Annotated in this window: 18 protein-coding genes; 9 read left to right on the top strand and 9 right to left on the bottom strand. The window is 43.5% G+C overall.

Annotated elements, in window-relative coordinates:
- Positions 1–315: 315 nt before the first annotated feature.
- Positions 316–900 (top strand): TetR/AcrR family transcriptional regulator, encoded by a 585-nt coding sequence (locus G3R49_RS07365; RefSeq protein WP_167869188.1) that lies wholly within the window; start codon positions 316–318, stop codon positions 898–900.
- Positions 901–1,024: 124 nt separating this feature from the next.
- Here the strand turns inward: G3R49_RS07365 and bla are convergent, their stop codons facing one another.
- The 9 genes from bla to G3R49_RS07410 all read right to left on the bottom strand — a co-directional run bounded on the left by bla (position 1,025) and on the right by G3R49_RS07410 (position 7,593).
- Positions 1,025–1,927, bottom strand: a complete 903-nt coding sequence (gene bla, locus G3R49_RS07370) for a class A beta-lactamase, subclass A2 (protein WP_167869189.1) — start codon at positions 1,925–1,927, stop codon at positions 1,025–1,027.
- 216 nt (positions 1,928–2,143) lie between these two features.
- Complete coding sequence (locus tag G3R49_RS07375) at positions 2,144–2,509, bottom strand: VOC family protein (protein ID WP_167869190.1); 366 nt, start codon at positions 2,507–2,509, stop codon at positions 2,144–2,146.
- Positions 2,510–2,511: 2 nt separating this feature from the next.
- Positions 2,512–3,090 (bottom strand): GNAT family N-acetyltransferase, encoded by a 579-nt coding sequence (locus tag G3R49_RS07380; RefSeq protein WP_167869191.1) that lies wholly within the window; start codon positions 3,088–3,090, stop codon positions 2,512–2,514.
- Entirely contained in the window at positions 3,091–3,435 is a 345-nt protein-coding gene (locus G3R49_RS07385) for a 5-carboxymethyl-2-hydroxymuconate Delta-isomerase (protein WP_167869192.1), read from the bottom strand.
- A 53-nt stretch (positions 3,436–3,488) separates the two neighbouring features.
- Positions 3,489–3,761: a hypothetical protein gene (locus G3R49_RS07390; protein WP_167869193.1), complete on the bottom strand. Its 273-nt coding sequence runs from the start codon at positions 3,759–3,761 to the stop codon at positions 3,489–3,491.
- Positions 3,754–4,536 (bottom strand): hypothetical protein, encoded by a 783-nt coding sequence (locus G3R49_RS07395; RefSeq protein ID WP_167869194.1) that lies wholly within the window; start codon positions 4,534–4,536, stop codon positions 3,754–3,756. The genes G3R49_RS07390 and G3R49_RS07395 overlap by 8 nt, the downstream gene beginning before the upstream one ends.
- A gap of 317 nt (positions 4,537–4,853) precedes the next feature.
- Positions 4,854–5,441, bottom strand: coding sequence for a M48 family metallopeptidase (locus G3R49_RS07400; protein ID WP_167869410.1), 588 nt, complete (start codon positions 5,439–5,441; stop codon positions 4,854–4,856).
- Positions 5,442–5,719: 278 nt separating this feature from the next.
- The gene (locus G3R49_RS07405) at positions 5,720–6,169 is read right to left on the bottom strand and encodes a DUF3010 family protein (RefSeq protein ID WP_130597566.1); all 450 of its coding nucleotides are present in this window, start codon (positions 6,167–6,169) and stop codon (positions 5,720–5,722) included.
- A 68-nt stretch (positions 6,170–6,237) separates the two neighbouring features.
- The gene (locus G3R49_RS07410; protein WP_167869195.1) at positions 6,238–7,593 is read right to left on the bottom strand and encodes a DEAD/DEAH box helicase; all 1,356 of its coding nucleotides are present in this window, start codon (positions 7,591–7,593) and stop codon (positions 6,238–6,240) included.
- A 299-nt stretch (positions 7,594–7,892) separates the two neighbouring features.
- Between G3R49_RS07410 and rssA the strand changes: the two genes are divergently transcribed.
- From rssA to ribA, 8 genes are all read left to right on the top strand, one after another.
- Positions 7,893–8,927: a patatin-like phospholipase RssA gene (rssA, locus tag G3R49_RS07415; RefSeq protein WP_167869196.1), complete on the top strand. Its 1,035-nt coding sequence runs from the start codon at positions 7,893–7,895 to the stop codon at positions 8,925–8,927.
- 413 nt (positions 8,928–9,340) lie between these two features.
- The gene (gene nrdD, locus G3R49_RS07420) at positions 9,341–11,458 is read left to right on the top strand and encodes an anaerobic ribonucleoside-triphosphate reductase (protein ID WP_167869197.1); all 2,118 of its coding nucleotides are present in this window, start codon (positions 9,341–9,343) and stop codon (positions 11,456–11,458) included.
- Complete coding sequence (gene nrdG / locus G3R49_RS07425; RefSeq protein ID WP_167869198.1) at positions 11,458–11,937, top strand: anaerobic ribonucleoside-triphosphate reductase-activating protein; 480 nt, start codon at positions 11,458–11,460, stop codon at positions 11,935–11,937. The genes nrdD and nrdG overlap by 1 nt, the downstream gene beginning before the upstream one ends.
- A 325-nt stretch (positions 11,938–12,262) precedes the next feature.
- Positions 12,263–17,728, top strand: coding sequence for a response regulator (locus G3R49_RS07430; protein WP_167869199.1), 5,466 nt, complete (start codon positions 12,263–12,265; stop codon positions 17,726–17,728).
- A 174-nt stretch (positions 17,729–17,902) separates the two neighbouring features.
- Positions 17,903–19,000: a two-component system response regulator gene (locus G3R49_RS07435; protein WP_207234111.1), complete on the top strand. Its 1,098-nt coding sequence runs from the start codon at positions 17,903–17,905 to the stop codon at positions 18,998–19,000.
- Between the two features lie 110 nt (positions 19,001–19,110).
- Positions 19,111–20,658, top strand: coding sequence for a response regulator (locus tag G3R49_RS07440; protein WP_167869200.1), 1,548 nt, complete (start codon positions 19,111–19,113; stop codon positions 20,656–20,658).
- Between the two features lie 219 nt (positions 20,659–20,877).
- Positions 20,878–21,234 (top strand): YibL family ribosome-associated protein, encoded by a 357-nt coding sequence (locus G3R49_RS07445; RefSeq protein WP_167869201.1) that lies wholly within the window; start codon positions 20,878–20,880, stop codon positions 21,232–21,234.
- A gap of 63 nt (positions 21,235–21,297) precedes the next feature.
- Positions 21,298–21,915, top strand: coding sequence for a GTP cyclohydrolase II (gene ribA / locus G3R49_RS07450; RefSeq protein WP_167869202.1), 618 nt, complete (start codon positions 21,298–21,300; stop codon positions 21,913–21,915).
- Positions 21,916–22,315: the final 400 nt, after the last annotated feature.

The raw sequence follows: 22,315 nt of genomic DNA on the forward strand, positions 1-22,315 counted from the left end.
AGGTCGAGTGAAGCGTCATTGCTGCTTTGCCTCGGTGATGTGATGTACTATAGACATAAATGAACGATCGTTCAATGATTATTTTGAACAATCGTTCAAGATAAAGGGGTAAGACTGACTATGTACATGAATTTTCGAGAATAAACACGTATAAAAATTTTTATTTGGTAGTGGGATTAACTTTTGGGTGTAGAGGTTGCAGCTGCATAGGGTTTACCTTGAGGTAACGACAACCTATAATTGAACGTTAGTTCAAAAAGCTTCAGTTAACATAGCTCTGATCAGCGTAGCGACAATTAGTGTAGAGAACAAATAATGGCAAAAACTGCAAAATTCGATCGTGATGAAGTGATTGATAAAGCAACCAACCTTTATTGGAAGAAAGGCTTTCATGCGACATCGATGCGTAATTTACAGGATGAAATTGATATGCGGCCTGGTAGCATCTACGCTGCCTTTGGTAGTAAAGATGGCTTGTTTAAACAGGCACTAAGAAACTACACCGATATGGGGCTGGCTGAGTTACAGCTGCTTGTCGATCAATACGACTCGCCACTGGCTGCGCTTAAAGCCTTTGTGAAGTCTCAAGTAGTTGATACCCAAAACTCCGCTCCTAATGGTATGTGCATGTTAGCGAAAACCTTGGGTGAGCTTACCGAAGATAACCAGGATTTGGTTGATACCACCAAAAGTCACCTTGGTGAAATCGCCGAGGCGTTTGCCTCATTAATCGCTAAGGCGCAGGCAGCAGGCGAAGTCAACCAAGGCAAAAGCCCAGATGAGCTTGCTCAGCATCTACAAATCCAAATTTCGGGTTTACGCACCTTTGGTAAAATAACTGCTGACAAAGCACTGCTCAAAGACAAAATTGAGGATATGTTCAAGCATTATCCTTTCTGAGCTTAGGTTAATTCAATTTGAGCAAGCGTTACTCTTATGTCGACTTAGATTGTTGCAATAGCGCGTTCAATTTAAAAGCCATAGGCTTTGCTCATTAGCCGTAGACTGAGATGTGAAATACCTACTAGTTTTCAGCGATGAAATGCATCCAAGCGAGTTGGGAAATATCGGCAATTATCTTTTGACTGTCGTCGCTGCTTTCACGAGAATCGCTGACTAAAACACTGATGTAGTAGTGGCTACCGTTTGGTAAGAACACGATTCCTATGTCGTTATGTGCAGCAATCACACCCGTTTGATTATGCTTGCCAGAATAACCGGTTTTATGGGCAACTACGGTCCCTTCAGGTACACCTGCGCGGATCTTGTTTTTACCCGTTTTTGAGCTTTTCATGACATCCCACAAAAAGCGGTGGCTCGTGGCGGATAGCAATTGCTCGTTGTTGTCATATAGCTTACTTAAAGCCTGATTTGCGCCATTGGCGGTGGTCCAGTTATCAAATTGTCGCTGCCAAACCTGTTGCATCATCTCTTCGTTGTACTTTATCGCTACGTCTTTAATGCCAGCTTGGTGCAGGTACTGCTCGAGGACTTTTGGGCCGCCTAACATGCCAATTAGTACATCACAGCCAACGTTGTCGCTGACTGCAACCGTATATTTAATGATTTGGGCTAAGGTTAGTTCTGCACCCGTCGGGTATTTCTTCCTAATAGGGCTCCACAACCCATTGTCTAGATCGTCTGGTGTAATGGTTATTTTGTCTGCAAGTGACCATTTACCTTGATCTACTTGATGCAACACCGCCACAGCTAAGTGAAACTTAAATACACTTTGCATAGGGAGCTGATTATCTGCGTTTATCTCGACAATAGGGTTTGCATTTTGGTCCCAAATCGATACACCAACCGTGGCTTGTTTTGAATCTAGAAGGGATTTGATATCAGTGTTAAGTGACACAAGAGATTGGCTATAAGCGCTAAAAGACAATAACCAGAGTAGGGTGATGGACAATGATTGACGGAGCATTGGGCTAAACTTCCTGTGTTTTTGGCTAATCAATATGAGGCTGACTAGGCGTAGCTGACTAGCATGTGGCTAACTGGTACATAGCTGAGAACTTAGAGGCTCCAACATACTACAAGGGCAAGTTTGTCAGCAATATACAGGCTTCAGCGTAAAGACTTATTTTAATGACAAGTCGGCATTTTTTCTGTAAGTGTTTCCCGAGTGAATTAGCTATAGCTATTCTTGGTGGTAAACCATTTCAATATTATGCCCGTCAGGGTCAATAACATAGGCTGCGTAATATTGGCCGCTATAGTTAGGGCGTATTCCGGGAGCGCCATTATCTTTAGCACCAATCTGCAGCGCGATTTGATGAAAGGTTTGTACTTGCTCGCGGCTTTGGGCTACAAAGGCGAGGTGAAGGTGAGCTGGGTTATCTTCAGGTGTGCGGCGGATACATAAAGACGACTTGCCATCCGCGCTAAGTTCAATTCCAAGCTTATCTTCGGCAATCGTTTTGATGCCAATGGGAGCTAAAACCTTTTGGTAAAAGGTTTTGCTTTTGTCAAAGTCACGTACACCAAACACGACATGGTCGAACATAACTACTCCTTTGAGTTAAGTTTTTTAAAGTCCGCTCTCAGTAACCCATAAATCTCACTATCGGTAACATTGCCATTCACTATCCAACGCTCCTTGAGCAAACCTTCAGCCTTAAAGCCATGCTTTATTAGCAGTGCTGCTGATGCAGTATTGTTTGGGTCTATGTCAGCTTCTAGTCTGTTCAATTGTAAATGTTCAAAGCAGTAATCGAGCAGTGCACTAAATGCCTCTGACATCAGCCCTTTATGCCAATACTTCCTTGATAGGATATAACCCACTTCAGCGCGTTGTGAGTTTTGATGAATATTGAAAACACTAAGGGTGCCAATTAACTCTTTGGACTCTTTATCGACAATCCCCAGAAACAGCGATTGCCCAGCGCGAAAGCTTGCTTCACCAGCTTGTGCTAGCTCTGTTGCTTGCGACTCACTTGTAAAAGGTGAGCAGCTCCAATATTTCATGACTTCTGGGTCAGAGTAAACCTTGTATAAATCGGCGCTATCAAGCTCGGTCACTAAGCGGAGCGACAATCGCTCAGTTTCTATATCTATTGGAGCATCGTTTATCGGGGTAAAGTTCATTTATATCATCGCTCGATTGCAGTAGGTTGCTTTTTCAAAGTCGCTAACATTCATTGCGATGTTTGGTGTGTCAGGGAACAAACTTGTAAGCATTGTCACCATTTGGCGAGATAAATCGGCTTTTTGCTCTATGGTGCGCCCCTGCATGATATGAGCAAAAATATGGATAAAGCTCTCTTGCTTGTTACCAACTAAATAGGTGTTATAAGCGTTTACCCTGACCTTGATATCGCCCTCATCGAATAACCCAGTTTGGCTTGCCACCAAATGAATTTGTTTGATGATGTGCTGTTCGTCATGGTTGTTTAGGACATCCGCAGAGCAGTCCATTATAAAATGCGGCATAGGGGTTCCTTATTTTTTATTGCCAAAGTCAGATCAGTGTGCACGCCTGAGAACTATATACTTTGAATTGATACTGTTTCACATTTAGATTGTTTAATCGTAGCCATAATTTCAACAATCTTTTTATGATCTGAGTTTTTATCCACGATCAAATGTACGTTTTCGCACTGTTCCAGCGAGTTCAGTGATGCAAGTAAATCATCTGTTTCTTTGCCTTTCACTTTTATAGACGTGGAATCAAATTCGACAATAATCGACTTAGAGTATTGTGCTCCGCATGCTGTAACAAACACCAGTAAACTCGATATAATTAGAGCTTTACTCATTTATGACGTCCTCAGTGCTTAGTTCGCTAGAAGCCCAATCCTCTAGTTTCTTTTCATGGAGTGTTAACAATGATGCTAATAGACTTCTCGAAAGTACAAAAACCTGAACTAATTCGGTTCTGCGTTCGGAACGGTGATTTTGATCTTCTTCAAATTTAATATTTAGGCCTAGCCTTTGAAGCGTTGAAGTGTCGTATGAGAATAAAGGAGCGTGTCGAGTTTCCTTTAGTTTTGGGGACATACCAAGAATCGTGATAGCTTGGTTAACACCTATCAATTGGAAAAAATCTATCTCCTCATTGATCAATATTCTCATCTGTTCATGGAAGTTTTTTTCTTCGTCTTCGCTAGCCTCAAGTAAAGATGACTCAACTTCCATAGGCATGTATAAGGGTTGCGTAGCTCCACCATGCCAACCTACCAGTGCCTCTTTTTTTACTTTGACATCATGGCTGGCTGTTATTACATAATTTGCACAAGAAGAAGCGCAGATATTCTCAACTACTACTTTTAATCTGTACTTGTGTACCAAGCGACCAATTTGCATCCCACCAACTATATCTCCCCCAGGACTTTCTATAACTAGCGTACTAACTTGGTGTGAGCTTTGAGCTAGTATCTTTTCTAAATCCTCGGCATTTTTCTTCGACGTTTCTCCAATAAATTGAATCAAATCTTGGTCAAGTAAATTAATTTTAGATTCGTTTTGTGTAACGCCTTCCAAGCTTGAACAAGCGATTAAGAACAATAGAGGAAAATAGAATAGATGCCGCATCCTTGCTCCATAAGCGTACTGGTGGTAAATCAGGTTAACCCATTGAAGTTTAGCTGAAATCCTAGTTGAATACGCAAACTTTAACTAATAATTCCAATAACTTACCAGACTTAGTGCTCGGCGGCAACTGCGACTAAAACCAGAGAAAGTAAGAATCAAGATAAGCGAGAACGAGTATGTCTTTAGGTTGAGGATGACAGCGATAATTACGCAAATGTTGCACACTATTAGTAAAGTCTTAACGACAAGAATACTGTGATGAAGTCACTGGGGGAAGCTTTCGTCAGCTTACCTAGCGCTAACCAGTAAAGCATTAACTAGTAAGGCGATTGCCCAATCGACTCACAGATAAGCAGTAAGCGCATATCGAGTTCGAGCTGGTGGTAATTGTTTTGCATATTACAGCACAGCTGATAGAAGGCTTTGTTGTGGTCTTTTTCTCTTAAGTGGGCGAGCTCGTGCACTATCACCATTTTTAGTAGTGGCTCTGGGATTCGTTTAAGGCGCGATGAAATGCGAATTTCGTTTTTAGCTTTAACCTTGTTGCCCTGGCGACGATTAACATAGCTATGTAGCCCAAGTGCTTGGTGGCTGAGACTAATTTTGTCGTCGAAGATCACTTTTGACAGTGGATCGGTTTGCTTTAAAAATGCCTGCTTAATTTCCAGCGTGTAATCGTACAGCGCCTTGTCGGTACGTATATTGTGAACACGCGGGTATTTCTTGAGTAAGTGTTCGCCTAGTTCATTATTATCAAGCAAGGTTTTTGCCTGTGAAATAACGGCTTGGGGGTAGTGGCGAATAAAGCGCAGTGGGTCGCTATTGGGTTTTAAGTCTTTGCTGTTAGGCAGGCTTAGTACGTCAACTTTAGGCTTGAGTAGTTTAGCATCCGCTTTGCGCGCCATCACTGGTGGTGGGGCAAGTTTACGTTTGCGGCTTGCGGCGTTAGATGCAGCTTCTGGAGCTTTAGCGTTTGATTTTGCATCCTTTGAATTTGAAGAGTGACTAGCCATAGACGATAGTGACGTTTAGCCCAGATGTGTTAAGCCCTAATATGTTTAGCTCTGGTATTTTTAGTTACGATATTTTCAGTCAGGCTTGCCAGTAAGCATGCTCTTTACTCAACTAAAGATTATTCAATTAAGTTAATAGGCTAGCACAGCTTACCGGCAAACTTTCACGCTTATTCTGCTGCTTGCGCTTTACCAAAGATGTGGTGGTTGTGCAGCACGTAAGCAACTTCAAAGGCATTCTTTTGTACGCGCTTAAGCTCAAGCGAGTCGAACTCCACTTGTGGAGGGTTACGCTTTAACTGCTCTTTGATCGCGACTGGCGACAAAATGGTGACAGGCAGGTCGGTAATTTCGATAGCGGCTTCCATTTTAAAGCTGGTTGCACTGCCTGCCTGCTTACCTTTTTGTGGGCGCTCAATAATTGCTATTTCATCCACATGGTAGTCTTGCATCAGCTTGTGAAATGCGAAGTGAAACTCATTAATAGTGGCAGTGTTTGACGCTGCCGACAAAGTGAATGAGATTTGGCGGCAAGCAGGGACGTTAAACGTTTCGCCTTCATAACTTAGTAGGCTAATAATCGCCTCGCCACCTTTAAGTTCTACACCACAAATTTTCATGTTTACCCTTATTTATCTAACTGAAGTGCACCTCAGTGCATCTAAATTCTGTATTACGTGATTCTGCGTTATTCCGCAGAATCGTCTTGTTCAATAATCTTGCTTGGTTTGGCTTTACGGCGCATTGGCGCATCACCAATATCAACAGCAGTCATAAAGCGTTTGTCACGCTTTGGTGCTGTTTTAGGTTTGTTGGTTTTAGCCTTAATGCCTGACTTAGCCGCCACTTTTTTACCTGTTGGCTTTTTAGCAGCTTTTTTCGGCTTAGGCTTGATGCCGTTGAATTTGCCTTTTAAGCCTTCAAACTCAGTGATGGCGAACGGTTTACGCAAGAATTGCTCAACCTTTTTAAAGTTGTCCCAATCTTTAGGGCCAACGAAAGATACCGCATCACCTTTAGCGCCAGCACGTCCTGTACGACCAATGCGGTGTACATATTCTTCAGCAAACTTTGGCATATCAAAGTTGATAACCAGTGACACATTAACAAGGTCTAATCCGCGAGAGGCTACGTCTGTGGTTACAAGAATTTGCGCAGCGCCGCGGCTGAACTGATCCATGATTTGATTACGCGCAGCTTGCTTAAGCTCACCGCTTAGTGACGCGGTATTAAACCCTTGTTCGGTTAACACACCAGCTAGGCGGTCGGTGTCAGCACGTGTTGCGGTAAACACAATGATTTGTTTGTGCTCTTCAGTCGTTAACACATGCTTTAGCAGCGACTCTTTGTGAGTCAAGTTATCTGCCAGCACAATACGCTGATGAATATCTTTATGCTCTGTATGTGACTCGCCAATGGCAACATGGGCAGGCGAGTTAAGTAGCGTTTGGGCAATATCATCAATGTTGTCATGATCTAAAGTCGCTGAAAACATTAATGTTTGTCTACGTTTGTGGTCAGCGGCTTCATTGATTTGTTTTAATTGGTCAGCAAAGCCTAAATCAAGCATGCGGTCGGCTTCATCAAGAATAAGTAGCTCTAAACCGTTTAAGTAAAGGTGCTTTTGCGATAGGTGATCAGCAATACGACCTGGCGTTGCCACAATAAAGTGAGGATCGCGCGCCAATGCTTTAGCTTGGTCGTTAAAGTTCTCGCCACCTAAAATACTAACCGCTTTATATTGGGTATTGGCAACCAGCAAACGTAACTGGTTATATACCTGCTGCGCTAACTCGCGGGTAGGCAACAAGATAAGCGCTCGAGGATCGCGTTTGGTCAGGGCTTTTTTAGAAATAATGCGCTGCATAGCTGGCAGCAAGAAAGCCAGGGTTTTGCCAGATCCTGTTTTTGACGACGCCATTAGGTCTTTACCGGCTAATGCCACAGGAAGCGCTTGCTCCTGAATTGGTGTTGGACTGGTAAAGCCCATGTGTTCGACGGTTTCGAGTAGGCGTTTGTCTAAAGAAAAATCAGAAAATTGCAAAGGTTGTTCCCCTAAAAAATGCGAGCCAAGTATTATAACTGCATCCAATTACTATAGCTATGAAATAGGCGCAGAAATGGTGCGTGAGATGACAATTAGGTGAAGCTGTTATTTTTGTGGGTTAAATGTCATGTAAATTGTTGATGGAGCGCTCATAAAAAATGTGTGGTATCAGAAAATGCAGCAACAATAACGCTGTAAAAGCGCATAATATCTGTGCTTGGGTGATAGATTGTTTGAATCGGATAAATTCTGCTTTGGTAAGCTAGATCAGATAGTCGTAAAGTGAGGAAGTGTGAATGGCGCAAGGTGAGCAAATTGGCTCTTCAATGAGAATAGGTATCGCATTAGGCAGCGGTGCAGCCAAAGGTTGGGCGCATATTGGTGTATTTAAGGCGTTGGCTGAGTTGGGTATTTACCCTGACAAAGTCGCTGGATGCTCTGCCGGTGCCTTAGTTGGCGCAGCCTATTCAGCAGGTTTATTAGAGGAGCTGCAAGGCTGGGTGACCGGTTTTTCTAGCTGGGATATTGTTGGCTTAATGGATTTAAGCTGGCGCAAGGGCGGCATTATCAGCGGTGAGAAAGTGTTTGATGTGCTAGGTAGCCGAGTCGGTGATAAAAAGATTGAAGATCTTGATAAGCCTTTTGCTGCAGTTGCCACCGACCTCTACAGCGGTCAAGAAATTTGGTTTAGAGAGGGCGATTTACGTAACGCTGTTAAAGCCTCTTGTTCAATGCCCGGTTTTTTGCCGCCAGTAAAGCAGGGCAATCGTTGGCTAGTTGACGGCGCGGTAGTGAACCCAGTACCTGTATCGCTTAGCCGTGCGATGGATGTGGATTTTGTGATTGCAGTTGATTTACACGGACATCATGCTGAAACAGTTCATAATTTGCCACAACAAATGGCCAGTGAAGCAAGCTCCGTTAAGCCCGATGATTTTGAACATGAAAATGTGCAAGATAATGAGCAAACCCAAGCACAAGAGGCAGAGCACGATTGGAGTTTTGTGGATTTGTTGGGGCGTGGCAAAGAATACGTAAGTAACTTGTCTGAGAAGTTTAGTTTGAATGCGGCTGATATAGCTGGTGGGCAAGCAAAACAAGGGCGTAAATCAAACCCTGGCATGCTTGCGGTTATGACTCAATCCATGGAGATTTTAGAAGAGCGCCACAAACGAGCGCGGTTAATGGGCGACCCACCCGAGATTTGTATTATTCCTAATGTGGCGGGTATTGGCACCATGGAGTTTCACCGAGCTCAAGAAGCCATTGATGCAGGCTACCAAGCGGTTAAAGATGTTGAGCACATCCTTCGAGCAAAGTTGGGTGTTTAGCGCAGGTTTTATGTTTGTATTGCTAGTTGTTTGGTTATGTATCTGACTATTTTTTAGCATGATCTAACAATGTTAATCGCCTGTCATCTGACGGGCGATTTTCGTTTCTACGTTTGTTGGCCAATATGCGTGAACTTATACTTCTGGCAACAAATCACCTCTTGGTATGAGCAAAATCTGTTCAAATTAGACCTCCCTTAGCGTTCAATTCTGCCTTGGTCAAGTGGCAAATCTGGGTTCATTGCGTGGGTCAGCACAAATAAATTTAATCGTAATTTTACCCTTAAAAATATGATCCAGATCATAGCGTAATTTTGCATATTATCGCTTAATACACCACATCTTGTGTTCGTGATAAAAAATAAACATATATATAGTGTTGTTTAACAGCGCAGTTGAGGAGTAATTAATCTATGCTTGTTGTCATTAAAAGGGATGGTTGTCGTACTGCTTTTAACGGTGAACGTATTCGTGACGCCGTAATCGCAGCAATGGAGTCAGCAGGTCAATCTGATAACGATTACGCTCAAACGCTGGCGAGTGTGGTCGAGCAACAATTTGCTGCCGATCACGAAGTCGACATACACGAACTACAAAGCGCAGTTGAAAATGCGCTAATGTCTGGTCCATACAAAGAAGTGGCGCGTCACTATATTGAGTACCGTCATGATCGAGATGTGCGCCGTGAAGCTAAGAGTAAGCTAAACCGTGAAATTCGTGGTTTGGTTGAGCAAAGCGATAGCAGCCTACTAAACGAAAATGCTAATAAAGACGCTAAAGTGATCCCAACGCAGCGTGATTTATTAGCTGGTATTGTGGCTAAGCATTACGCTAAAACCCATTTACTACCTAAAGATGTGGTTGCTGCCCACGAGCGTGGCGATATTCACTACCACGATTTAGACTACGCACCATTTTTCCCAATGTTTAACTGTATGCTTATCGATCTTGAAGGCATGCTGACTAACGGTTTTAAAATGGGTAACGCTGAGATTGATACGCCTAAGTCAATTTCTACTGCGACAGCGGTTACTGCGCAGATCATTGCCCAAGTAGCCAGCCACATCTATGGCGGCACCACCATTAACCGCATTGATGAAGTGTTAGCCAAGTTTGTGCAAATTAGCTACCAAAAGCACCTTGCAACAGGTGAGCAGTGGAATATTGCTGATGTTGAAGCTTATGCCATGGCGCAAACCGAAAAAGAATGTCACGACGCATTCCAATCGCTTGAATATGAAGTCAATACTTTGCATACCGCGAACGGTCAAACGCCGTTTGTTACCTTTGGTTTTGGCTTAGGTACTAGCTGGGAAGCGCGCTTAATTCAAAAGTCTATTATGACTGTACGTATGGCTGGTTTAGGTAAAAACCATAAAACCGCAGTATTCCCTAAGCTAGTATTTGCCATTCGTGATGGTGTGAACCATAAAGCGGCTGATGAAAACTACGACATTAAGCAAATGGCGCTAAAATGTGCAAGCATGCGCATGTATCCAGATATTCTTAACTATGAGCAAGTTGAACGTGTCACTGGCTCATTCAAAACGCCTATGGGTTGCCGTTCATTCCTATCTGCATTTGAGCAAGATGGTGAGCTAGTGCATGAAGGTCGTAATAACCTAGGTGTTGTTAGCCTTAACCTGCCGCGCATTGCAATCGAAGCCAATGGCGATGAAGCTAAGTTCTATGAGCTGCTTGATGAGCGTTTAGCTATTTCACGCAAAGCATTAGATACCCGTATTGCTCGCCTTGTTGGTGTTAAAGCGCGTGTCGCACCAATCTTGTATATGGAAGGCGCTTGCGGCGTGCGCTTAAATGCCGACGATGATATCTCAGAAATCTTCAAAAATGGCCGTGCGTCAATTTCGCTAGGTTACATTGGTATACATGAAACCATTAATGCACTTTATGGTAATGACAAGCATGTATTTGATGATGAAGCGCTGCGTGAAAAAGCCTTAGATATCATCAAACACATGAAAAAAGCGATTCTAGCTTGGAAAGAAGAAACCGGTTACGGCTTTAGCTTATACAGCACCCCAAGTGAGAACCTATGCAGCCGTTTCTGCTCAATCGATGCTAAAGAGTTTGGCGTAGTTGAAGGTGTAACTGACAAAGGTTACTACACCAACAGCTTCCACCTAGATGTTGAAAAGAAAGTTAACCCATTCGATAAAATTGACTTTGAGCAACCATACCCAGAGTTAGCTAATGGTGGCTTTATTTGCTACGGCGAATACCCGAACATGCAGCACAACATTGAAGCGCTTGAACAGGTGTGGGACTACAGTTACTCACGCGTGCCTTACTACGGCACGAACACCCCAATTGATGAGTGTTATGACTGTGGCTTTGTGGGCGAGTTCAACTGTACTAGTAAAGGTTTTGTCTGCCCTAAATGTGGTAACCATGAGCCAAGCCGTGTGTCAGTTACCCGCCGCGTATGCGGATACTTAGGTAGCCCAGATGCACGGCCATTTAACTACGGCAAGCAAGAAGAAGTGAAACGCCGAGTGAAGCATATCTAATGCATTATCACGTTTACCATAGCGTTGATGTTGTTAACGGCAAGGGCACACGTTGCACCTTGTTCGTTAGCGGCTGCGAACACGCTTGCAAAGGTTGTTATAACCAGTCGACCTGGCGCGTGGACTCTGGTCATGAGTATACCCAAGCGTTAGAAGATAGAATCATTGCTGATTTGCAAGATACGCGCATTGCACGCAAAGGTTTGTCGCTATCGGGAGGCGATCCACTGCATCCAGCTAACGTCGATGCTGTACTTAAGCTGGTTAAGCGGGTTAAAGCTGAGTGTGCAGGTAAAGACATTTGGTTATGGACCGGGTATTTAGTTAATGAGTTAAGCGCCGAGCAGCAAGCTATTGTGGATAAGGTAGATGTATTAGTTGATGGTAAGTTCGAGCAAGCATTGTACGACCCATCGCTAAAATGGCGTGGCAGTAGCAATCAACGCATTCACTGCTTGACCGAGGGTGTTGAAATTTAACCCTGACTGTCTAATTCCCCCTTTAGTAAACGCTAAATTGTGTAACAAGTTATATTGTCCTAAAACCAGCGCATCGCCGCTGGTTTTTTGTTTCTTATGTTTTATCTTGTCAACCTATAGCGTAACGTCCACAGGCTTTGGCGAACTGTTCGCATAATGATGTTAATTTCATACATCTTTATAGGTAACCAAATTTCATTTAATCGTCTCATCATAATCGGCTTAGATACGGTACAACACCTTAATTATGAAGCCGAAAATTCTTGCTCGGAACCCTAGTGTTAAGGTACTTTTGTAGCCGATATTGAGCCAAAAGGTGACACTAATGTTATTGACGCAATGGGCGACAAAAAAACAACCAATCTACTCCTGCATAGTTAGTTTGCTGTTAGTACTGTTTTGCATTTGCTTTCAAAATCAAACACTCGCTGATTACGAGCCGACAAGTCACCACCTTACCGAGACTGAAGTTAAGCATATCGTGGTCGAACTTAAGTACCTTGATGAAGTGCTAACCTCATCGGTGCTCAGTTATGGTTTTTCAGGCGATGAGAAATGGTTACTGCGATATAACGAGTACGAACCCAAGCTCAACGCCCTTATTGGTAAATTGCTGGCTAATCAAGATCCTAGCGACCATGAATTAGTCGCGGCGCTGAACAAAATTAATAGCGATCTGGTACAGCAAGAAGAGCAAGCCATTGCCAAGGTCAAAAGTGGCGATCGCAAAGCAGCAATGGCGATTATTAATAGTGATGCTTACCACGACAGTAAGAACCATTACATGGCGTCGTTGCTCACTTTGGCAAATCGAATTGAAAAGCGCTCGCAGGCACTGGGCGATCCTGATGGTATAAATCTGACAGAGCAAGAAAAACAGTGGATAGCTGATACGACCATTCGCATGGGGGTTGAAGAGTGGCCGCCTATGCTTTACCTCAATGACAAAGGTGAAATTGCTGGTTTAGCTGGTGTGATTGTTAAGCAAATCACCGAAAAAACAGGGCTGAAAATTGAGTTAGTACCGGGGCAATGGCAAGATCTGTTAGACATGTTCTTTAAAGGTGAAATTGACCTAATTCCCCATTCCTATTTAAGTGAAGATCGCAAGCAGTACGGTAGTTACACCACCCCTTACTTTTTAGTGCGTGAATTATTTTTTGTGCTTGGTTCAAATAGCCATATACAAACTAGTTCTGATTTAGCCAACAGTAAAATCGCTATATCAGAGGGCTATACCACGGTTAATAAAATCAAAGCCTTATACCCAAACATTCGAGTTATTGAGACAAAGGGGATTGATGAGGCGATAGAGATGGTGTTGTCGGGCGAGGTTGATGCTGTGCTTGATGCTGAAACCGTTATTCTTGATCGCATCGCTGAGCTTGGTATTAATCAATTGCGTTACATCAACGAAGATGTTGTTTCGCCATCAACCTTGCATCTACTGTCCCATAATCAACATCCGTTACTTCACGATATTCTTCAAAAGGGATTAGATTCACTGCAGCTAAGAGAACTTATTCTAACTCGTAACGATTGGTATAAATCTACAGACACTGTGCCAACTACCACAACTGTAAACAGCGATGTGTTCGACAAGCTGTGGATTGTGGTTGCAGTTGTTGTAGTACTGCTAGCAATGATTGTATTCATCACCTCACGTATTTTTAAAGCATCAGACAAGGAACTAGCAGACAAATTTGGTAGTGATAGTTTTAAGCGTACTCTGGTTGTTGTTCAGGCACTACTGTGTGTGTTTATTGTGTTGACTGCGCTTATTGTGACCAACCACGCTGAAAAAGAGAGTAATAAGTCACTTCAATACAGCTTAGATACCTTACTTAATTCGACCTACAAGCGCATGGCAGGGTGGGTCGATTTAGAGGTCAGTAGCTTGGAGCAGTTGGCTAAGAACCCTGAACTGATAGAAATGGTGGAGGAGTTATTACGCCTGCCACCATATCCTGATGAGCTTAAGCGCGCCCCTGTACAACGTAAAATTCGTGATTACATCGACAGCCGTAAAGGCATTTCGAGCTCGTTCGGTTTCTTTATTATTTCGCCAGATAAGCTAAGTTTGGCATCAAGCCGTGATTCAAATGTAGGCGAAATTAACCTTATCCAGCAACAACGTCCTGACCTAATGGCATCAGTGCTGGCTGGCAACAGTGTGTTTATTCCGCCTATTCGCTCAGATGTTCCGCTACAAACCAGTGAAGATATTAATTCACTTGATACCAGTATGCCTCCGACCATGTTTTTTGCGGTGCCAGTGTTTGATAGCAGAAATAACGTGATAGCCGTGCTGACTAAACGAGTCAATTTTGAAGGTGTATTCTCAACTGTGTTGTCTGCAGGGTTTATTGGTCGTAGTGGTGAAACTTATGCTGTCGACCGCTCAGGTATTTTGCTGTCTAAAGTGCGCTTTGAGCATCAACTTAAAGATATCGGCTTAGTCGCGGAAGATCAGCGAGCATCACTCAACGTTCGAATCGCTGACCCTGGGGTAAATCTTCTTGATACGCCATTAAAACCTGACCGCAATTGGCCATTGACTTTAATGGCAAAGAGCATTGCTGATCGCCGTTCAGGTTCGAATCTTCAAGGTTATAACGATTATCGCGGTATACCTGTGGTAGGTAGTTGGGTTTGGGATCAAAATCTTGGCCTTGGTATTGCCGCTGAAATGGATGTTGCTGAAGCCTTTGCTTTGCTACGTACCTTTAAAGTGACTGTGTGGTCGATGCTTGGTTTATCGCTGTTTTTGATGATGGGTACCAGCTTGTTCACTTTACGTATTGGAACCCGTGCTACCAGAGCGTTAGCTAGAACGCAAGCCGAGCTGGAAGAGCAAGTCAAAGAGCGCACAGTTGAGTTGCAAATGAACTCAGAGCGTACACAAAACATTATTGATAACGCATCAGACGGCATAATTGTTGTCGATGGTTCTGGCATCATTCAAGACTTTAGCCCAGCCGCTGTCGATATTTTTGGTTATCAACCGGACGAGGTCTTAGCGCAATCGGTCAGCACCTTGATGGATAAAGGCTTTCACAAAGAGTATGTATTGCACAAAGCCAGTGGCGGTAGCGCCCATTCGATTTTAGAGCTTAAAGGCCTGTGTAAAGATGGCCGTGAAATTGATATCGAAGTAGCCGTGGGTGAAGCCGCGTTAAACGGTGAGTCGCTATTTACTGCAATTGTGCGCGATGCCACTGAGCGTAAAGAGGCTGAGCGCGAGTTAATGCTAGCTAAGCAAAAAGCGGAAGAGGCGACGCAGGCTAAATCAGACTTCCTTGCCAATATGAGCCATGAAATTCGCACGCCTATGAACGCGATTATTGGTATGAGTTATTTGGCACTGCAGACCGACCTTAATCGTAAGCAGTCAGATTACATCAATAAAATTCAAACTTCCGCCGAATCCTTATTGGGCATTATTAACGATATTCTGGATTTCTCTAAGATTGAAGCGGGCAAGTTAGATCTTGAGAGTATCGACTTTAACCTCAATGATGCAGTCGATAATTTGGTTCAGGTGATCAGCCAAAAAACACAGCAAAAAGGTTTGGAGCTACTGATCGATATCGACCCACATTTACCGATTGACTTGGTGGGCGATCCGCTGCGTTTAGGGCAAATTTTACTTAACTTGACTAACAATGCTGTGAAGTTCACTGATCACGGTGAGATTATTGTCAAAGCCCAAGAAGTCTCTCGCGATAGCGATGCCGTCTTAGTTAAATTTGGCGTGTCTGACACAGGTATCGGCATGAGCGACGAGCAAATGGCACGTTTGTTTAAGTCCTTTAGCCAGGCTGATGCATCAACTACGCGCAAGTATGGTGGTACAGGGCTTGGCTTAACTATTAGTAAAACCTTGTCGGAAATGATGGGCGGCGAGATTTGGGTTGAAAGTGCTGAAGGTGCGGGGTCGACTTTCTTCTTTACTGCTAAGTTTGGTATCTCAAAGCAAAGCAGTAAATCGGCGTCGCTAAGCACCAACCTTGAGCAGTTAAAAGTGTTGATTGTTGATGACAGCATGGCAGCTAGGGAAATTTTGCATACTCAATGTGACAGCCTGGGATTTATTTCAGATGTGGCACCATCAGGTGAAGAGGGGCTTGAAAAGCTGATCCTAGCTGAGCAACAGGGCAGCCCTTATCAGTTGGTGTTAGCTGATTGGAAAATGCCAACCATGGATGGTATTGAGCTTGGGGCGCAGATAACCCAAAGCCAGCAGCTAGCGATTAAACCACATTACGTGATTGTCACCGCCTATGATCGCGACGAAATGCTCAAATTGGCTGAGAGTATCAAGCTTGACGCCTCTATGGTGAAGCCTATTAGTACTTCGACCTTGTATGACACTGTCATGCGATTGATGGGCAAGCAAAGCGTTGTTGCTGAGACAAGTAAGAGTAATAAATTAGATGTATCCGCTGCTAAAGACATTGTAGGTGCGCAAATTCTACTGGTAGAAGATTATGAAATTAACCAAGAGATAGCCACAGAGTTACTAAATTTAGCAGGCTTGGAAGTGACACTAGCCAATAATGGCCAGGAAGCTGTCGAAATTGTGCAGTCGCAGCAGTTTGACCTAGTGCTTATGGATATTCAAATGCCAGTGATGGACGGCTTCCAGGCAACGCGTGAGATCCGCAAACTTGGTAAGTTTGATGACCTACCGATTATTGCTATGACCGCCAATGCTATGTCAGGTGATAAAGAGCGTTGTTTAGAGGCGGGGATGAATGACCACCTTGCCAAACCAATTAACCCGCAAGAGGTTTATCGTACGCTCGCTCGCTATATCGCGCCTACTGGTAAGACGTTAGAGATTGACGAAAAGGTTAACCAAGAGGCCAAAGACGACAGTATAGAGGTTGAAAACTTTGATACGCAGACCGCGCTAATGCGCATGGCCGGTAACGTTAAAGCGTACAAGAAAACCCTTGCGCGGGTTGCTGCATCAGAATCCGATGTGATTGCACGCACTGAGCAAGCACTAAAAGATGAAGATGTGCAGACGGCAATTATTGCAGTGCATACTTTAAAAGGTATTGCGGCCAATATTGGCGCTGATTTTATTATTGAGCCAAGTGAAGTATTAGAGCACAAGCTTACTCAGATAAAAGATGAGCCGATAGAAGATATTCGCCTCGCTACATCTGCAATGCTCGATGAGCTTGCGCCACTCGTTGAGCAGATGGTTGATGCCATTGAGAAGGCGCTTAATGCAAGCGCATCGCCGAGCGCCAATACTGTAGTTGATATGGTTAAGTTTACTCAGCTGAAACAAACGTTGTTTAAACAAATTGAAGATTATGACAGTACCGCAGCAGACACTTTTGAAGAGTTAGTTCTAAGTGTTGATACTGATGACTTTGCCAAGCAAGTTGATGAAATTTATCAAGCGCTGAGTATGTTCGACTTTGATGAAGCTAAGCCTTTGTTAGACCAATTGGTGCTAGCAGTTGAGGCAAGGCAAGAGGACTTGTCTGTCGGTACACTGCAAACTGCAAGCCCTAGCATGGATGCCGATACTCTGGGGCAACCGTCTGAGCAAGCTTTACCTGACTATATTGATTTGTCGCAGCATATTGAAATCATCGAGTCAGGTATTGAGATGTATGACTCAATGCTGGTGGATAAACTTGATGAGTTGGTTGAGCAGCCCATGTTGCCAGCGCAAAAAATTAAGCTGACTGAGCTTAGAGATATTCTAACTGAATATGACTTTGATAACGCTAGCGTGAAGCTACAAGAGTTGAAGCAGTTATTGTAGCGAGCTTCGTGTAAATGATGCCTCAGCAATAGATATCAGAAAACAATAATAATAGTTATAACATTATATATAACAATAGGTTGATGGCTTGCGTGATAAGGAATACTAGCGAGTCACTGACAGATAAATATGACATAGCACCTAAAGGCTGTGAGTACAGTAGGATACAAGATGATGGACAATAAGAAAGCCACAGTACTAACCGTTGACGATACTGTGACTAACATTGAAGTGGTGAAAGGGGTGTTGGCTGACGACTATTTAGTCCAGGCAGCACTCAATGGCCCTGTCGCGTTAAAAATTATTGCGAAACACAAACCGGATTTGATTTTACTTGATGTCATGATGCCTGACATGGATGGTTATGAGGTTTGTCGCCAGCTTAAAGCCAACGATGAAACCAAAGACATTCCGGTGATATTTTTAACCGCTAAATCCCAGGAAGAAGATGAAACTAAAGGTTTAGCGCTTGGTGCTGTCGACTATATTACCAAGCCAATTAGTCCGCCGATTTTAAAAGAGCGCGTCAAAAATCACTTATTGCTCAAAGCTTCTCGCGACATGCTTGCAAGGCAAAATGAAGTGTTAGAGGAGCGTGTACAAGAGCGAACGCAACAACTAGTGGATTTGCAAGATGTGGCTATGGTGGCGATGGGCGCGTTGGCTGAATCGAGAGACCCAGAAACTGGCAATCATATTCGCCGTACTCAACATTATGTAAAAGCCTTAGCGATTGAGCTGGCTAAAACTGACGAGCACAAAGATTACCTGCAACCAGATGTAATTACCGCTTTGTTTAAGTCTGCGCCGCTTCATGACATTGGCAAAGTCGGGGTGGAAGATAGCATTTTATTAAAGCCTGGCAAACTCACAGATGAAGAGTTTGAAGAAATGAAGAAGCACACTACCTATGGCCGCGATGCAATTGAAGCTGCAGAAGGCTCATTGGGAATTGCGGATAACTTCTTACTGTTTGCTAAAGAAATCGCCTATTCACACCAAGAGAAATGGGATGGCTCAGGCTACCCAGAAGGGCTTGCAGGGGAAGATATCCCGGTATCAGCTCGGATTATGGCTGTTGCTGATGTGTATGATGCGCTTATTAGCGCCAGGGTTTACAAGCCAGCATTTAGCCACGAGAAAGCAGTCAGTATTATTTTGGAAGGTAAGGGAAGCCACTTTGACCCGTTAATGGTTGATTGTTTTGAAAAAATCACCGACAAATTCCAGCAGATCGCCAAGCAATATTCCGATGGCGATGAAGTGCAGTAGCACGAGTATTATGAGAAACCACTGCTTTTAGCAATAGCGTCGCAGTCCCTAGCGTAAAAAGCTATCTGAAAGGTAGCAGCAAATAACAATAAGCATAGTAAGGCCGGCATATGCAGCAAACGTACAAATTGGTTCGTAAAGAGTCACCCTACAAAGAGTTGTCAGTACTGATTGTTGATGATTTTGATGCAGTTACCCGAACCCTTTATAAAGCCTTTGAAACCTTGGGGTTTAAAACCATTATTAAGGCAAAAAATGGTAAAGATGCTTTAATGCGATTGGAACATAATATTGTCGACATTATCGTTTCTGACTGGAAGATGCCGAAAATGGATGGCTTGGAGCTGCTGCGAAAAGTGCGCAGTCATGAGGCATACAAGAATGTGCCGTTTATTATGCTAACCGGTAACCTGGTGCAAAGTGATGTTGTTGAAGCGATTGAAGCTGGCGTATCTGAGTACCTTATCAAACCTTTTTCTATGGCCTCGTTAAGTGAGCGGGTACATAAAGCCTTTGTTTCGCCAATACCGACCTCAGCAGTTGCGCAGCTAGCGGCTGAGAAGCAACAAGCGGAGCAAAAACCAACCAAGCGCACTGTGTTAATTGTTGACGATGAGCCCAGTAACCTGCAAGTGCTCGGTGGTTTGCTAAAAGACGATTATAAAACAATTGTGTGCCGCAGCGGTTCGCGGGCGATAGAAGTATGTGCTAAACCTGAAAAGCCAGATTTGATTTTGCTGGATATTATGATGCCAGAAATGGATGGTTTGGCTGTGTGCAAGGCATTAAAAGATAATCCAGAGACGGAGTTTATCCCCATTATATTTGTCACGGCATTGTCGCAAAATGATGACGTAGTAAAAGGGCTAAGTTTAGGTGCGGTTGACTATATTACTAAGCCGATTTTCCCCGAAGTTGTTAAAGCCAGAGTCGCGACCCATATTCAAAGTGTTATCCAACGTGAGAAACTCGTCAGTCAAATAGACACTTTAGTTAATAGCGCCCGCTCCCGTGACGAGCTGCAACAAACTTTTCATCATGATATCCGTAACCCGCTGATGGCTATTTTGTCGGTGCTACCAACCATTAAAGTCAAAGAGCTTGATGATGTTGAAAACATTGGCGTCGTGTCTGATAGCGCTCAGATTATGGTGGAAATGTTAGATAAATATGGGTTGCTACAAGAGGTTGAACAAGGAAGGTTTAATAAGCCGCTTATTCCGGTCAGCGTTAAGCATGTTGTGCATCGGGTGATCGGCGGCATTAAACAAAAACTGCAGCAAAAACGTATTAAGTTAGAGTTAAACCTGAGTGAAGACCACATGTACCTAGGTGATGAGTTGCTTAGTTTTATTATGCTCTCGAATCTGCTTAATAATGCGATTGAGGCTGCACCACCAAGTAGCCCAATTCAAGTGACTTCAAAACAGCTGGAATCGGAGATTCGCCTAGTCGTTACTAATCAAGGTGAGGTGCCAATTAATATTCAGGGGCAGTTCTTCAATAAGTTTGTTACTGCAGGTAAGCCTGATGGCTTAGGTATCGGAGCTTACTCAGCTAAGCTGTGTGTAGAGGCACAAAAAGGTGACGTTCAACTAAAAAGCCATGATGGTATTCAAACCAGCTTGATATTAACTTTACGTCGAGCCGCTCAGTAATCCTTGCTGTAAATGCAAATTTATCTATTTTGCCATGCTCAAAGCTTAGCTTACACATGGCAACATCTGTGAAGTGAGTCAATCACTGAGGATAAGTTCGCGGTCAAACTCGCACATCACTATAATTTGGGTATATAATCTGCCTCCAAATTAGTGCAGCCTCGTTAGAGACTTGTTTCAAAAATCACGCTTGCTGCACATGAGTGAAAAGGTTACACCATGAATTTAAAACAAGAGCTGCATGCATTAAATGACAAGCTTGATAAGTTTCGCCGTAAGTTAGCAGCTGCTGAACAACGTGGCGATCAAGCGATTGTGATGCAGTTTAAACGTGAAATTGCTGCTGTTACTAAGAAGATTGCCAGCTTAAAAGGTCAACAGAGTCGCCAGTTAAATAAGCAAGGCGGTGAAATCAAAAACCTACCTTTCAATCGCGCACTCACTAAAGCTGAACAGGCTGATATGGGCAAGTTAAAGAAGTCTGTTAAAGGTTTAGTTGTAGTCCACCCAATGACGGCTTTAGGCCGCGAGATGGGCATAACACAAGTTACAGGGTTCGCGAAAGCTAAGTTCTAATTTCTTTATTTGTATTCAGGACGAAATGACTCACGGAATGAGTGTTGTCGTAAAGGTTATTCAATGTCGATAAATTATATCGCCACATCTAAACTTCCAACGCCTTGGGGCGTGTTTGAAATGCATGGCTTTGAAGATACTGAGTCTGGCAAGGAGCATGTGGCCTTAACACTAGGACAATTTGCGCCTGACCAAGCCATTTTGGGGCGTATTCACTCCGAGTGTTTAACGGGCGATGCGTTGTTTAGTTTACGTTGTGATTGTGGTTTTCAGTTGCAAACCGCTATGCAAACTATTGCAGAGCAAGGCCAAGGTTTTATTTTGTATCTTCGCCAAGAAGGCCGTGGTATTGGCTTGCTGAATAAAATTCGTGCTTATGAATTGCAAGATGGCGGGGCGAATACGGTAGAGGCAAATGAGCGTTTAGGCTTTGAAGCGGATATGCGTAAGTACGATATGATTGTACCAATGCTTGAAAAAATTGGCGTAAATCAGGTGCGATTAATGACTAACAACCCGCGTAAAGTTGCGGCAATGCAGCAGGCGGGAATTAAAGTTGAAGAGCGCGTGCCATTGCAAGTCGGTAAGAATCGCTACAACGAGCAGTATTTAAAAACCAAATCAACTCAGCTTGGACACATGATGTCTGAGCATCATTTTGTTGATGATGCCGCTGAGTAAATCGCTCAACCGATAATAAGCGATAAATATGTATTGAAAGCTGCCTAAGGGCAGCTTTTTTGTTTTCAGCCCTAAACCACCTACTTCAGTAGGTGGTTATCATTTGTTTAGGCTTTGCCTGTAAATTCTAGTGTTTTCCAGAACTGGCAGCTTTGATTGTTGGCTTACGTCGCAATGACATTTAAAGCACGCAGCAAGCACATCCCTGTGGGCTAGACGAAAACATCCTTGTTTTCAACGGCTTTAGATGTCATTACAACTCTAGTTTATAGTTTCAACCGGTGAAGCAAGGCTTCCTTCCAGGGAGCTCATACAAAGCCACCTTCTTCAGAAGGTGGTAATTTACATTTGAATTAAAGGTGATCAGATTTCAAGCGGTTGTCTAACCAAGGTGTTTTAA

Origin of the sequence: Shewanella sp. WXL01 (genome assembly GCF_012263345.1) — a bacterium.
GTDB lineage: Bacteria > Pseudomonadota > Gammaproteobacteria > Enterobacterales > Shewanellaceae > Shewanella > Shewanella maritima.

Excerpts from the sequence above, each read along its gene's own strand:
- G3R49_RS07365 (WP_167869188.1), top strand. The coding sequence starts at position 316 with ATGGCAAAAACTGCAAAATTCGATCGTGATGAAGTGATTGATAAAGCA.
- bla (WP_167869189.1), bottom strand. The coding sequence starts at position 1,927 with ATGCTCCGTCAATCATTGTCCATCACCCTACTCTGGTTATTGTCTTTT.
- G3R49_RS07375 (WP_167869190.1), bottom strand. The coding sequence starts at position 2,509 with ATGTTCGACCATGTCGTGTTTGGTGTACGTGACTTTGACAAAAGCAAA.
- G3R49_RS07380 (WP_167869191.1), bottom strand. The coding sequence starts at position 3,090 with ATGAACTTTACCCCGATAAACGATGCTCCAATAGATATAGAAACTGAG.
- G3R49_RS07385 (WP_167869192.1), bottom strand. The coding sequence starts at position 3,435 with ATGCCGCATTTTATAATGGACTGCTCTGCGGATGTCCTAAACAACCAT.
- G3R49_RS07390 (WP_167869193.1), bottom strand. The coding sequence starts at position 3,761 with ATGAGTAAAGCTCTAATTATATCGAGTTTACTGGTGTTTGTTACAGCA.
- G3R49_RS07395 (WP_167869194.1), bottom strand. The coding sequence starts at position 4,536 with ATGCGGCATCTATTCTATTTTCCTCTATTGTTCTTAATCGCTTGTTCA.
- G3R49_RS07400 (WP_167869410.1), bottom strand. The coding sequence starts at position 5,441 with ATGGCGCGCAAAGCGGATGCTAAACTACTCAAGCCTAAAGTTGACGTA.
- G3R49_RS07405 (WP_130597566.1), bottom strand. The coding sequence starts at position 6,169 with ATGAAAATTTGTGGTGTAGAACTTAAAGGTGGCGAGGCGATTATTAGC.
- rssA (WP_167869196.1), top strand. The coding sequence starts at position 7,893 with ATGGCGCAAGGTGAGCAAATTGGCTCTTCAATGAGAATAGGTATCGCA.
- nrdD (WP_167869197.1), top strand. The coding sequence starts at position 9,341 with ATGCTTGTTGTCATTAAAAGGGATGGTTGTCGTACTGCTTTTAACGGT.
- nrdG (WP_167869198.1), top strand. The coding sequence starts at position 11,458 with ATGCATTATCACGTTTACCATAGCGTTGATGTTGTTAACGGCAAGGGC.
- G3R49_RS07430 (WP_167869199.1), top strand. The coding sequence starts at position 12,263 with ATGTTATTGACGCAATGGGCGACAAAAAAACAACCAATCTACTCCTGC.
- G3R49_RS07435 (WP_207234111.1), top strand. The coding sequence starts at position 17,903 with ATGGACAATAAGAAAGCCACAGTACTAACCGTTGACGATACTGTGACT.
- G3R49_RS07440 (WP_167869200.1), top strand. The coding sequence starts at position 19,111 with ATGCAGCAAACGTACAAATTGGTTCGTAAAGAGTCACCCTACAAAGAG.
- G3R49_RS07445 (WP_167869201.1), top strand. The coding sequence starts at position 20,878 with ATGAATTTAAAACAAGAGCTGCATGCATTAAATGACAAGCTTGATAAG.
- ribA (WP_167869202.1), top strand. The coding sequence starts at position 21,298 with ATGTCGATAAATTATATCGCCACATCTAAACTTCCAACGCCTTGGGGC.